At 47.3% G+C, this 13,176-nt stretch carries 13 protein-coding genes; all 13 read right to left on the bottom strand.

Going from position 1 to position 13,176, the window contains the following annotated elements; translation table 11 throughout:
- Positions 1-12: 12 nt before the first annotated feature.
- The 13 genes from CEG13_RS01030 to atpG all read right to left on the bottom strand — a co-directional run bounded on the left by CEG13_RS01030 (position 13) and on the right by atpG (position 13,166).
- Entirely contained in the window at positions 13-930 is a 918-nt protein-coding gene (locus tag CEG13_RS01030; RefSeq protein ID WP_100009910.1) for a S66 peptidase family protein, read from the bottom strand.
- Positions 931-1,031: 101 nt separating this feature from the next.
- Entirely contained in the window at positions 1,032-2,702 is a 1,671-nt protein-coding gene (locus CEG13_RS01025; protein ID WP_100009909.1) for a peptide ABC transporter substrate-binding protein, read from the bottom strand.
- Between the two features lie 15 nt (positions 2,703-2,717).
- Positions 2,718-3,728: an ABC transporter ATP-binding protein gene (locus CEG13_RS01020; RefSeq protein ID WP_100009908.1), complete on the bottom strand. Its 1,011-nt coding sequence runs from the start codon at positions 3,726-3,728 to the stop codon at positions 2,718-2,720.
- Between the two features lie 8 nt (positions 3,729-3,736).
- Positions 3,737-4,693, bottom strand: coding sequence for an ABC transporter permease (locus CEG13_RS01015; protein ID WP_100009907.1), 957 nt, complete (start codon positions 4,691-4,693; stop codon positions 3,737-3,739).
- Entirely contained in the window at positions 4,694-5,626 is a 933-nt protein-coding gene (locus CEG13_RS01010) for an ABC transporter permease (protein ID WP_100009906.1), read from the bottom strand.
- A gap of 212 nt (positions 5,627-5,838) precedes the next feature.
- Positions 5,839-6,663 carry a M55 family metallopeptidase gene (locus tag CEG13_RS01005; protein ID WP_100010536.1) on the bottom strand — a complete coding sequence of 275 codons (825 nt, stop codon included), beginning with the start codon at positions 6,661-6,663 and terminating at the stop codon, positions 5,839-5,841.
- Positions 6,664-6,989: 326 nt separating this feature from the next.
- A complete protein-coding gene (locus tag CEG13_RS01000) occupies positions 6,990-7,334 on the bottom strand; it encodes a hypothetical protein (RefSeq protein WP_100009905.1) in 345 nt (114 codons plus the stop codon).
- A 296-nt stretch (positions 7,335-7,630) separates the two neighbouring features.
- On the bottom strand, positions 7,631-8,959 hold the full coding sequence (gene murA / locus CEG13_RS00995) for a UDP-N-acetylglucosamine 1-carboxyvinyltransferase (protein ID WP_100009904.1): 1,329 nt from the start codon (positions 8,957-8,959) through the stop codon (positions 7,631-7,633).
- Between the two features lie 33 nt (positions 8,960-8,992).
- Positions 8,993-9,709: a YwmB family TATA-box binding protein gene (locus tag CEG13_RS00990; protein WP_100009903.1), complete on the bottom strand. Its 717-nt coding sequence runs from the start codon at positions 9,707-9,709 to the stop codon at positions 8,993-8,995.
- A 132-nt stretch (positions 9,710-9,841) separates the two neighbouring features.
- Positions 9,842-10,075 (bottom strand): DUF1146 family protein, encoded by a 234-nt coding sequence (locus CEG13_RS00985; protein WP_100009902.1) that lies wholly within the window; start codon positions 10,073-10,075, stop codon positions 9,842-9,844.
- A gap of 205 nt (positions 10,076-10,280) precedes the next feature.
- Positions 10,281-10,676 carry a F0F1 ATP synthase subunit epsilon gene (locus CEG13_RS00980; RefSeq protein ID WP_100009901.1) on the bottom strand — a complete coding sequence of 132 codons (396 nt, stop codon included), beginning with the start codon at positions 10,674-10,676 and terminating at the stop codon, positions 10,281-10,283.
- Between the two features lie 95 nt (positions 10,677-10,771).
- The gene (gene atpD / locus CEG13_RS00975; protein WP_100009900.1) at positions 10,772-12,184 is read right to left on the bottom strand and encodes a F0F1 ATP synthase subunit beta; all 1,413 of its coding nucleotides are present in this window, start codon (positions 12,182-12,184) and stop codon (positions 10,772-10,774) included.
- A 124-nt stretch (positions 12,185-12,308) separates the two neighbouring features.
- The gene (gene atpG, locus CEG13_RS00970) at positions 12,309-13,166 is read right to left on the bottom strand and encodes an ATP synthase F1 subunit gamma (RefSeq protein ID WP_100009899.1); all 858 of its coding nucleotides are present in this window, start codon (positions 13,164-13,166) and stop codon (positions 12,309-12,311) included.
- Positions 13,167-13,176: the final 10 nt, after the last annotated feature.

Raw genomic sequence — 13,176 nt, 5'->3', positions numbered from 1 at the left:
ACCTCCTGAAACTCAGCAGACGCCTGCCTTTATTTTTAGTTGTTTTTCTGCTCCGGAAAGAATGGCCCTCGTGCCAAGCGGTACGGCAAAATGCGGCAGGCAATGCCCGATGCGAAAGCCACTGAGAACAGGGACATTCAGTTGATATAAATAATGATCAAATACATCATTAAGCAATAGGGACGGATCCTTCGAAGGCTCACCCCCGGAAAAATCGCCGATCGCAATGCCTGCCACTCCAGAAAGTTTCCCCGCCAGTTTCAACTGATTCAGCATGCCGTCCACCCGGTAAGGCTCTTCCCCGATATCTTCCAGCAGCAGAATTTTACCCGCCGTCTCTATTTCATAAGGCGTACCCAATGTGCTCACCAGCAGTGAAAGATTCCCGCCAACCAGTTCCCCCTCTGCCGGGGCAGAACAATTCGCATAAAGCGGTGCAATTTTTTCCGAGTAAACGAGATCTGCCGGCTGAAACAACTGTCTAAACATCTGGGCCGACAAATCATCAAACTGCTCCTTGGCAATATCCGAGGCTGGCATTGGCCCGTGAAAGGTTACCAGCCCGGTTTGCTGCCGGATTGCCGTATGCAGATACGTAATATCACTGTATCCCCAGATAATCTTAGGATTGGTTCTGATTAATTCAAAATCAAGGTGAGGGACGATCCGCCCTGCGCCATAACCACCGCGAGCACAGATCACGGCTTTGACTTCCGGGTCCGCGATCATTTCATGGAAATCTTCCAGCCGCTCCGCATCTGTCCCGGCCAGGTATCCATAGCCGCGGAATACATGCTTGCCAAGCTTCACATGCAGACCAAGTCCCTCAAAAAACGGCAGAGCCCGTTCAAGCTTCTCCCGCTGCACCGGTCCGGATGGCGCGACAATTCCAATGGTGTCTCCTTCGTTTAAGTGCTGTGGACGAATCATACTCCGCTTCCTCTCCTTGGTTTTCACTATGTTAAGTAACAGATTGATCTTATGTACAGAAAGAAGGAGCGGCCCAATTTGAGCCATTCCTTCTTCCATGTTTATTGCTTTTCCGCGTGTTTGAAATCGGCATAGCCTACAGGATGGCGTAAAACCCCGGATACCCCTTCTTGCTGAATAAATACTTGGTTGTAGTAGCGTAGTGGCAGAATTGGCATTTCCTCTGCCAGCAGTTTTTCTGCTTCATACATCAATTCCCAGCGCGCTTCCTCATTGGTTTCTGCCTTGATATCAGCGATCAGCTGGTCATATTCTTCGTTGGACCAGCCCGTACGGTTCATCGACGATTCCGTGGTAAAACTTTCCAGGAAGTTCACCGGATCCGCATAGTCAAACAGGAATGAGCTGCGGGAGAACTGATGCTGCAGATTTTTCTGGTCTTCCAGGAACACATTCCATTCCGTGTTTTCCAGTGTTACCTCGACACCAAGGTTTTCACTCAGCATGCTTTGCATCGTTTCTGCAATCGACTTGTTCAAGTCAGCTGTATTATAGGACAAGGTGATTGGCGGCAGTTCATCATAGCCTTCCTCTTCCATTCCTTCTTGCAAGAGCTGCTGGGCCTGTTCTGCATCAAATCCTACCAGGTCCCCGTTCACTTCACGGAAGTCCTCTCCGGATGGGCTGATAAATCCTGGGGAAACGAAACCATATGCCGGTTCTACGCCATTTTTTACGACATATTCAGCAATATCCCCCTGGTTGATCGCCAATGCAAAGGCTTGGCGGATTTTCTTGTTCTGGAAAGGCTCTTCAGTTACATTGAAACGGTAGAACTCCAGCCCGCCCAATGGATCAATCGTTACATTTTCGCCGTCAATCAGCTGGTCGGATAATTCCGGTGGGATGGCACCAATATCCAGCTCGCCTGTTTCAAACATCTGGTACTGTGTATTCGTGTCATTGACCATCGCCCAGTGAATTTTATCCAGGCTCACGGCATCTGCATCCCAATATTCCGGGTTTTTGGCAAACACCATTTCACTGTCATGTGCCCACGACTCCAATAGGAACGGGCCGTTAGCAACAAACGACTCTGCTTCCGCATGCCATTCCGGATTTTCTTCTGCTACCTGATGATTGATCGGGAAGAATGCCGGGTTGGTCACCACATGCAGGAAGAAGCCAGTCGGTGATTCCAGTTCTACTTCAAAGGTTTTCTCATCCACTGCGGTCAGGCCAAGATCTTCGGCTGAACCTTCTCCGCTATTGTAGGCTTCTCCGCCTTTGATAAAATAGCCGAGAAAGGCAGCAGGTGAACCTGTTTCCGGATTAAGCAGCTGCTCCCAGGCAAAGACAAAATCCTGTGCCGTAACGGGATCGCCATTGGACCAGTTGGCATCTTCACGAAGATGGAAGGTGTAGACCGTCCCATCATCAGAGACCTCCCACTCTTCGGCCATCGCCGGCTGTGGTGTATGATCCTCGCCTAAGCGTGTCAGCCCCTCCATCAGTTGGTTCAGCGGCAGCCAGGATACCTCGTCAAATCCGATTGGCGGATTAAATGAGGTCGGCTCTTCTCCGTTATTCAGATAGAGTACATTTTCTCCGCTCGCTTCTTCTGTACCATCTGACTCATTGCTTCCATTTTCCGTTGCTTCTGCTTCGTTGTCGTCCGCCGGTTCTTCCTGTCCTGCATCACTGCCTGTGGTACAGGCTGCAAGAACCATCACCATAAGGACCAAAAGCAGACTTGCCAGTAACTTCTTCATCCTTTAAAACCCCCCTTAATTTTTGGTGCCGGCAGATGCAGCCAGCAATTGTTTAGCCCGTTCATCCTGCATCCAGCAATCGACCGAATGGGTTTCCGTCAGGCTCGAATGTTCAGGATAAACTTTATCACACACCTCCATGGCAAAAGGACATCTGGCTGTAAACGGACATCCTATCGGAGGTGAGAATAAATCCGGTGGTGTTCCATCAATCGGGGTAAGTGCCTCCCCCTGCATATCCAAACGCGGCACCGACTTCAAAAGCCCCTGTGTATAGGGATGTTCGGCCTCGTAAAAAATCTCCCGCTTGGTGCCTTCTTCTATGATTTTTCCTGCATACATCACCGCAATTCTGTCAGCGATCTTGGCCACCACCCCAAGGTCATGGGTAATGAGAATGATCGCGACACCAGTGGTTTCCTGGATTTTTTCAAATAACTCGAGAATCTGCGCCTGTATCGTCACATCAAGAGCTGTTGTCGGTTCGTCGGCAATCAGCAGGTCCGGATCACAGATTAGTGCAATAGCAATGACAATCCGCTGCCGCATGCCACCGCTCAGCTGGTGCGGATATTGCTTTAACCGCTCCTCGGGGTTGGGAATGCCCACAAGGTCAAGCATCTCAAGCGCACGCTTTTTAGCCTCATCCCCGCTGATATTACGGTGTTCCCGCAGGCCTTCCATCAGCTGAGTGCCAATCGTCAATGTCGGGTTAAGCGCAGTCATCGGATCTTGGAAGATCATCGAAATATCCACCCCACGGATCCGCCGCATTTCTTTTTCCGGAGCTTTGGTCAAATCCTTGCCCTGAAAGGTGATCGTCCCCGCCGAAATCTTGCCGGGCGGGTCAGGGATCAGCCGCATAATCGCATTGGATGTGACACTTTTGCCGCAGCCCGATTCGCCGACAATCGCAAGTGTCTCTCCCCTATGCAGGTGGAAATCTACCCCGCGAACCGCCTTCACAGTGCCCCCGTAAGTGGTAAAGGTTACATGCAGGTTTTCCACTTCCAGAATTTTTTCCATACTGCCACCTACTTCCTTAATTTCGGGTCAAGGGCATCCTGCAGACCGTCCCCTAATACGTTAAATGCAAACATCGTTACCGAGATGAAAAACGCTGGCGCAAACAATACCCACCAATCTCCTGAAAGAATCGCCCCGAGTGCATCATTTGTCATCACACCCCAGCTGGCATGCGGCGCCTGGATTCCCAGCCCGATAAAACTCAGGAACGCCTCAGCAAAAATCGCACTTGGCACGGTCAGGGTCAGTGACACAATAATCGGTCCCATCGTGTTGGGCAGCAGATTTTTCCGTATGATCCTGAAGGTCTTGGCGCCAAATGACTGAGAAGCGAGGACAAATTCATAGTTCTTGATCTGCAGCACCTGTCCCCGCACAATTCGCGCCATCCCAACCCAGCCGGTGACCGATAAGGCGATGATAATCGTTGCCAGACTCGGTCCGAGCACAACCAACAGTAAAATAACAATCAATAAATATGGCAAGCCGTACAAAATCTCCACAATCCGCATCATCGAGCTGTCAGTCCGGCCGCCTTTATATCCGGAAATACCGCCATAAATTATCCCGATTCCGACATCAATCAATGCGGCCATCAACCCGACAAACAGGGAAATTCTTGCTCCATACCAGGTCCTTGTAAACACGTCCCGGCCGGCACTATCGGTGCCAAACCAATGCTCGGCAGATGGCGGCTGATATTGGTTGGGCAAATCCTGTTCGTTTACATCATGCGGCGAAATAATCGGCCCGAATATCGCCATAAGTGTCAGAAAGATAAGGAATATAAGACCGCCCATTGCCAGCTTGTTTTTCCTCAGCCGCTGCCAGGCATCCTTCCAGTAGGAGAGGGATGGTCTGGATACGGTTTCTGCAGCCTCTTTGTCCCGCTCCTTCCAGCGGAACAAGTCATCGGTAACCTCTACAGGCGAGCGGTCCGGCTGATTGGTGTCCACAGAAGCCATCTAATCCCCTCCCTTAGAATTCATTTTAATGCGGGGATCCAGAATCCCGTAGGCAATATCCACCAAAAACAGCATCACAATCAGAAAGGCGCTGTAAAATACCGTTGTGCCCATGATCACCGGGTAATCCCGCTGGTTGATGCTTTCCACGAAGTATTGTCCCATCCCAGGAATCGCAAAAATTTCTTCAATGACAAAGGTGCCTGTCAGAATACCGGCGAGTAATGTCCCCATAATCGTGACCACGGGCATCAGCGCGTTTCTAAGTGCATGCTTGACAATAATTTTCCACGGAGAAAGTCCTTTGGCACGAGCCATTTTAATATAATCCTGTGTCAGAACCTCCAGCATCGTGGAACGTGTCAGCCTGGCAATAATCGCCATCGGCGTCGTCCCAAGCGCAATCACCGGCAAGATCATATGGGCCGGGCTATCCCATGTAGCTACAGGGAAAATTTCCACATTTACCGCAAGCTGCTGAATCAGCATCGTCGCCAGCACAAAGTTGGGAATCGAGATGCCTAATACGGCAAACGTCATCGCCAGATAGTCAATCATGCCGTTATGCTTGAGTGCCGCGAGAATACCCAGCACGATTCCAGATATCACAGCGAAAATAATGGAAACCATACCGAGTTCAAATGAGACGGGAAACCCTCTTCCCAAGAGATCATTGACCGTCTGGTTCGGCTGCTTGATCGATGGCCCGAAATCAAACGTGACAATCGATTTCAAGTAAAGCATGTACTGGATGTGATACGGCTCATCCAGGTTGTAATGTGCTTCCAGGTTCGCCTGTACTGCCTCATTTGTCGCCCTTTCGCTGTTAAAAGGAGAACCCGGGATGCTGACCATTAGCACGAACGTAAGGGTAACAATGATCCATAAAGTAACCAGCATAATAAGTAAGCGTTTTAGTATGTAACGAAGCATGTATCACACCCCCAAATGAGAAGACGCATGTGTCCTTCCCTTTATATGTTTTTATGTCCGATTCTCGAAGATAAGAACTTACCAGGAACTTTCTAGGCTGTGTAAGTATAGTGTAAGCACTTACATTTTAAATTGATGGTCGACCGAGTTTCTCAGTCAGATCGCTCTCTTTTACGCTATATTCCGAAAAATTAAGTTGTACCGCTGCTTCATTAGGAAAAGGCGGTCCGCATCGCCAGTTCGGTCATGACCAGCATGGCCTGATAAGCTTCCCGCACGTCTTTTGCCTGATAGGTAACGACAGGCTCTTCGGGGTCAAGACTGGTACCTGGCATCAAATGTGCCCACTCTGCCTGGCCGTAATTGGTAAACTCAATTTTCAGCTCCGGGTTCTCTGGGGGACGTAGTGGCTTTACCTTGTCTTTGTTTGCCAAAGCCGCGGCTGTTCGTTCTGCCAGCAGCTCCCCTGCTTTTGCCGGTGTCAGGCTTTTCACTGCCGAGCGGGAAATCGTTTCTTTCACCGCAGCTGTCGTCACTTCCGGGATCAGCTCCTGCGCTTCTTTCACCGCTTGATCGTCGCCAGCCACCAACAGTACCGGCACCCCGTAGTAGCCGGCCAAATAGGCGTTCATCCCCATCTCGCCCATTCGCTCGCCGCCCATGGAAAAATTTCTTATTGCATGCACCATCGCATGGGACATCACTCCAAACGTCCCGGCTCTTGCATGATAACCAACGAAAAATGCCCCATCATATGTATTATCCAGTCCCTGCACCATTGAGTATGGCTTCACATCTCCAGTAATCAGCTGGGCTTCCGGATGCAGTTCCTCTATGAGAAGATTATTCATTTTTGAATGACTGTCATTGACTAGAATTGATTTAGCCCCATGAGCATAGGCTGCCTTTAGGATGACATTCACTTCCTGTGTCATGATTCGACGGCCGCGTTCATAGTTATGCCTGCTCGAGTCTACAAACGTTTCATCCGCAAGCCCCGTAATCCCTTCCATGTCCGCCGTGATATATAATTTCAATTTGGTCATCCCTCCATTGAAATCAGGTTTCTCTTATTCTACCATAGATAGTTTTAAATAAAAAGATAATTTTTGTCATTTTGGTATAATTAGTTGATATTTTTCGTTGGAAGCTGTTGTGGCGGGGGTGGAATGATTGAGTGGATGTTGTTTCCTTGATTTTGGGTTGGGAGTGCGTGATTTGAGCGATATTCATTCTCGCCCGGAAGTTTTTGATCTGGGGTCAGAAGTTGTCGCTTGATTCCGGGTGTGGAAGTTCGAATCTCTCAAGGGCTAACTCCACGCATAGAGCGGCTGAAGGCATGTTGGGCATGCGAAATGTGAGTTCAATTATCTAAACCTCTGTTTTTTTGAAGTGGGTTTTTCTTAAGTAAATATTTATCTCCGTTGGTATTTTCTACAATTATAAAATCAGTCTCATTTTTAACAGAATAAATAACCGAACCCTCTTCAAAGAAATTAGATTGGTTATTTTTAGGATTACTGCTCGCCTTTACTTTTTCTCTAACCTGTCCAATTTTCATGTCAATTTCGTAATCATTTATGCTTTCCTCGGAACCACTATATTCAATATTATTGTATGTAACAATTATGGCATAGCTTCCTTGTGAACCATTACAAGCGGCCAATAGCATGATCAAAATCATTAAAAGGGAAATAGCCCTATTCATATTGTACCCCCTACAAATTAGATGAAATTTTAAGGTCTTGTTGATAAATACGGTATTGGATGCTACTGTAAATTAAACGCTTTTTAGTAATTATATTATAACTATTAATATTTATTTAACAATAAGCTTAACGATTTTTTCTTTTTGGTTATAAAGAAATTCTGCCCTCCCAGCCTAAATGTTTAGGATAATTATTATTTTTTTACTGTTTCTGCTATATCTCCCACCCCAAAACAAAAAAACAGATGAAGCCGCGAACGACCCATCTGTTTTTGCATATACTCATATGATTAAATTTAAGATGATTTTGCTATAACTTCGCTTGGCTCGTAGCTCATTTCTGTCAATGGCTTGATGACATCGCCGTTTTTGTCAACACGCTCAATGTCTGCACCCAATGCAGCAAGTTTGCCGGCAAGGTCAACATAGCCGCGGTCCAGGTGTTTTAGTTCTGTTACGCGGGTATACCCTTCGGCGTTCAGTCCTGACAGAATCAGGGCTGCTGCGGCGCGCAAATCGGTTGCTGCCACTTCTGCTCCCTGCAGCTGGCTGCCGCCTTCGATGATGACACTGCGTCCTTCAATTTTCATGCTTGCATTCATGCGGCGGAATTCCTCCACATGCATGAAGCGATTCTCAAACACCGTCTCGGTGATAATACTTGTACCCTGTGCGCTCAGCATCAATGCCATCATTTGGGATTGCATATCTGTGGGGAAGCCGGGATGTGGCAGTGTTTTTATATCCGTAGCTTTTAATTCTTCCGGACCAATTACCCGCAGTCCATCGCCTTCTTCCTGCACTTGGACGTTCATTTCCTCCAGTTTGGAGATAACGGAGCGAAGATGATCGGCCTCAGCATTTTCAATCAGCACATTTCCGCCTGTTATAGCTGCAGCAATCATAAATGTGCCAGCTTCTACTCTGTCCGGGATGATTGAATGCTCGGTGCCGAGCAGTTTCTCAACCCCTGTGATGCGGATGGTTTCTGTACCTGCACCAACGATCTTGGCTCCCATTTTGTTCAAAAAGTTTGCCAAATCAACAATCTCTGGTTCTTTGGCGCAATTCTCGATAATTGTTTTGCCTTCTGCCAGCGCAGCTGCCATCATGATATTTTCCGTAGCTCCTACACTTGGCATATCCAGATAGATTTTCGCACCTTGAAGACGCCCATTTACTGTGGCTTCAACATAGCCATTGCCTACATGGACGTCTGCACCCATGGCCTCAAACCCTTTCAGATGAAGGTCAATGGGACGTGAGCCAATTGCGCATCCGCCCGGCATAGCGACTTTTGCATGCCCGTAGCGCGCCAAGAGCGGCCCCAAGACGAGGACAGATGCCCGCATTTTCCGGACATATTCAGAAGGAGCTTCCGTGAAAAGCCTTTTTGAGGCATCAACTGCCACGGTATTATTTTGAAAACTTACATCAGCGTTCATATTACGCAGTACTTCATTAATCGTATAAACATCAGCCAGGTTTGGCACATCTTTGATCTGACTTTTTCCTTCACTTGCGATAAGACTTGCTGCAATGACGGGAAGCACTGCATTTTTTGCACCTTCCACTTTAACGGTGCCATTTAATCGGTGTCCACCTCTTACGATGATTTTCTCCATATTTTAATTCTCCTTCAAAACAATTTCATTATATTAATATTCATGTATTAGGATAGGTGTTCCTATGATGTATGCCGGGTTCCCTTTTGCGTCTTCTTTGACAGCTATCTGCAGATTCATTGGTGTATTATTAAGGGAGATTTTTTCTTTCCATAGTGGTGTATACCCGTATACAATTTTTTCATGCACCGAATTAGCATTATTTTCATGTTGTGTCAAAACATGTTGAACACCTAAGATTTCTGTCACGTTTTGTAAAAAATAATCATTATTTATTATACCACTATTTTTTGCTTTAAGCCAAGTGAATTTTTGTGTCGATTCAGAGAAGAATTCTGCTTTCATCCCTGGAGCTTTTTTTAGATAGCTCGCTTTGACCTGTTCGCTCCAGTATGTACCTTTGAGCACACCAATGAACCGGGCTGAATGCTGTTCGTCCCGGGGAATGACAACATTAAATTGTTCGGTAATCCCATCCGTTTTTTGTCTGCTCACAAAGGAATATTTTACCCTATTTTCATTCTTATCGGTAGTGACTTTATGACTATTTTTCAGATCAGCGATAACTTGCTTTGCTTCCTCTCTGGCAAGATCTTCCCGTATCATGACCTCCCAATTCTCTACGCGAAGGTCCTGTGCCTGAACAATCGCCGCCAGGTCAGTCATCTCATCAGAATACGGCACTACAGCAGCAGCTTTCGTAGTCAGCAGCAAAAGCAATAACAAACTAATCATTCCCGTTTTTTTCATAAAAAAACCCTCTCCGTACTATCGTTTTCAATAGTATGGACAGGGAAATCAATCAATATACAAAACTTATTTCGACAGATTGCCAGTTTACGAGAAACACCTCGTGATGTAAGGGATTTCCTAAGTGTCGGATTAAAATAAAAATAACAACTGTCTTGACCACTGTAAGATCTGCAAAAAGAAATTACTCACACCCGCTCCGATAATAATCGTCAGGAAAACGATGAGCACGCGTGCTTCAGTGATTTTGCCTTTCCGCAGCAATGGCTCCAGATTTATCGCTTTTGTTATCACATACCATGCCAATATGATAAAAATAATATGGGAAATAATACTGACCAGCGCTAATTGTCCAATCCCAAACATACGATCACCTCTTTCTTTATAGTTATAGATAACGTCGAATCGTGCGAAGAAACCATCAGGTAATTTCATTTCCCGGGAAATATCGACAGGAAATTGGAGAATATTGCCCGAAGTAATTTAGATGAAAGGAAAACTGGGGTCCAACGAAAACCCCTCTTTAAAAGCAAAAAACCTCTTACAACCAATGTCATAAGAGATTTTTTCCTTACTGCCCGACATCAATGCGATTCATTGCTCGTTTGAGTGCTAATTCAGCCCGTCGGAAATCGATATCGTCCTGTTTTGCCTGGAGACGCCGTTCTGCACGTGTTTTTGCTTCTTTGGCACGCTCGACGTTAATATCTTCAGGCAGTTCAGCAGCTTGGGCGAGAATGGTTAGTTTTTCCGGCCGCACTTCCATGAAGCCGCCGCTGACAGCCAGCTGTCTGGTTTCATTTCCATTTTTTAGCCGGACAGAACTGATGGTTAATGGGGCAACCAATGGAATATGCCCTGGTAAAATACCCAATTCTCCTGTTTCTGCCTTACAGCTGACCATTTCGAAGCTGTCTTCCAATACCGGGCCATCAGGAGTAACAACACTCACTGTCAGTGTATTCACTCACAACCCCTCCTAAAAGACTGCATGAAGTTCATCCGGCATAATCAGCAAGTTTATACTAAAAAGCCGAGGCCGGATGCTTCTTTGCAAGTCTGTTATTCCATACCTTTTGCTTTTTCAACTACTTCTTCAATCCGGCCAACCAGTCGAAATGCGTCTTCCGGCAGGTCGTCATACTTACCGTCCAGGATTTCCCGGAATCCTGCAACTGTTTCTTTAACAGGTACATAAGAACCTTTTTGGCCGGTAAACTGTTCTGCCACGTGGAAGTTCTGTGACAGGAAGAACTGGATGCGGCGGGCACGTGAAACGACCAGCTTATCCTCATCTCCCAGCTCATCCATCCCCAGAATGGCAATAATGTCCTGAAGCTCTTTGTAGCGCTGCAAGGTCTGCTGTACTTCTGCAGCTACCTGATAGTGATCCTCGCCGACAACTTCCGGATCCAATGCGCGGGATGTGGAAGCAAGCGGGTCCACTGCCGGATATATCCCCTGCTCGGACAAACTGCGGTCCAGGTTGGTTGTCGCATCAAGGTGGGCAAATGTTGTTGCTGGAGCCGGGTCGGTGTAGTCATCCGCCGGTACATAAATCGCCTGGATTGATGTAACAGAACCCTTGGAAGTTGTTGTGATCCGCTCCTGTAATTGTCCCATCTCTGAAGCCAGTGTAGGCTGGTACCCTACAGCAGATGGCATACGTCCAAGAAGGGCGGATACCTCCATACCTGCCTGTGTAAACCGGAAAATATTATCAATGAAGAGCAGAACGTCCTGTCCCTGTTCATCACGGAAATATTCAGCCATCGTCAAACCTGAGAGTGCCACCCGCATACGGGCACCAGGCGGCTCGTTCATTTGTCCGAATACCATGGCTGTTTTTTCGATTACACCAGAGTCTTTCATTTCAAAATATAGGTCATTACCTTCACGTGTACGCTCTCCAACACCGGCGAATACGGAAATACCGCCGTGTTCCTGTGCGATATTGTTGATCAGTTCCTGGATCAGTACGGTTTTTCCGACACCCGCACCCCCAAATAAACCGATTTTACCACCTCTCACATATGGAGCCAGCAGGTCAACGACTTTAATTCCTGTTTCAAGGATTTCGGTTTCGGTCGTAAGGTCTTCGAATTCCGGTGCCTCACGGTGAATTGGATCTCTCCGTACATCAGCAGGAAGCGGTTCGTCCAAATCAATATTATCACCCAGCACGTTAAAAACGCGGCTAAGGGTAACGTCTCCTACTGGTACCGAGATCGGTCCGCCGGTGTTCACCACTGAGGTGCCACGCTTTAATCCGTCCGTTGAGTCCATGGCGATGGTGCGCACGCTGTTATCACCCAGATGCAAAGCCACTTCCAGAGTGAGTAGCGCCGGTTCTTTGGTGCTGTCCTCTCCCTCAATCTGGACTGTTAAAGCATTATAGATGTCAGGGAGCTGTCCGTCTTCGAATCGTACGTCAACGACAGGCCCTTTTACTTCTGTAACTAGTCCTTTGCTCAAAAGATTTCCCTCCTAACGAACTTTCAGCTTGTCTTCGTCCAGTTCCAGCGCCCAGATACTAGTACGCTTCCTTTATCTCCTGCGTAGGAATGACCAGCTAAACGGGCGCTTCCACTTTTATTCATTATTCCAGTGCAGCTACCCCACCGGCAATCTCGGTGATTTCCTGCGTGATCGCTGCCTGTCGTGCGCGGTTGTAGGTCAATGTCAAGTCGCCGATAAGCTCTTCTGCATTATCGGTTGCATTGCGCATTGCCGTCATACTTGCCGCGTGTTCACTTGCTTTTCCGTCCAGTAATGCCCCGTAAATCAGACTCTCGGCATATTGTGGAAGCAGAACTTCTAAGATTTCCTGTTCGTTCGGCTCATATTCGTACTGGCCGCTCACACTTCCCTGTCCGCCAAGGTCTGTAATTGGCAGCACTTGGTTCGATGTCACCTGCTGGGAGATGGCACTCACATAATGATTATAGAAAATATGCAGTTCATCGATTTCCTCGTCTGTAAACATTTGCACGGTGCTTGAAGCCAGTTCCTTAATATCACTGAATTCCGGCTGATCAGCCAGACCGAGCATGCTGTTCGCTACAGGCAAATCGAGTTTTTTGCAGAACTCATGCCCCATGCGTCCAAGCACAATAATCGTATATTCATCCTTGGACGTGTGGTTTTTCTGAATCGTATTATAGAGTGACTTCAAGACGTGGCTGTTATATGCCCCGACCAGACCGCGGTCGGAAGTGATCACCATGTACGCTGTTTTTTTCACTTCCCGCTTTTCAAGCATCGGATGATTCGCGTCTGAGCCATTTGCGATACTGGCAACAACGTCCTGAATCTTTTCACTGTATGGGACAAATCCTTTGGCATTCTGTTCCGCCTTACTCATTTTCGATGCCGAGACCATTTGCATGGCAGAGGTGATTTTTTTCGTTTTCGATGTCGAATCAATTCTGCCTTTAATATCTCTAAGTGATGGCAAGCTTTTCACC

Origin of the sequence: Lentibacillus sediminis, from assembly GCF_002763455.1 — a bacterium.
GTDB classification, from domain to species: Bacteria; Bacillota; Bacilli; order Bacillales; family Amphibacillaceae; genus Lentibacillus_D; species Lentibacillus_D sediminis_A.
Note: the sequence above shows the minus strand (reverse complement) of the source record. Positions and strands in the feature narration are given on the sequence as shown.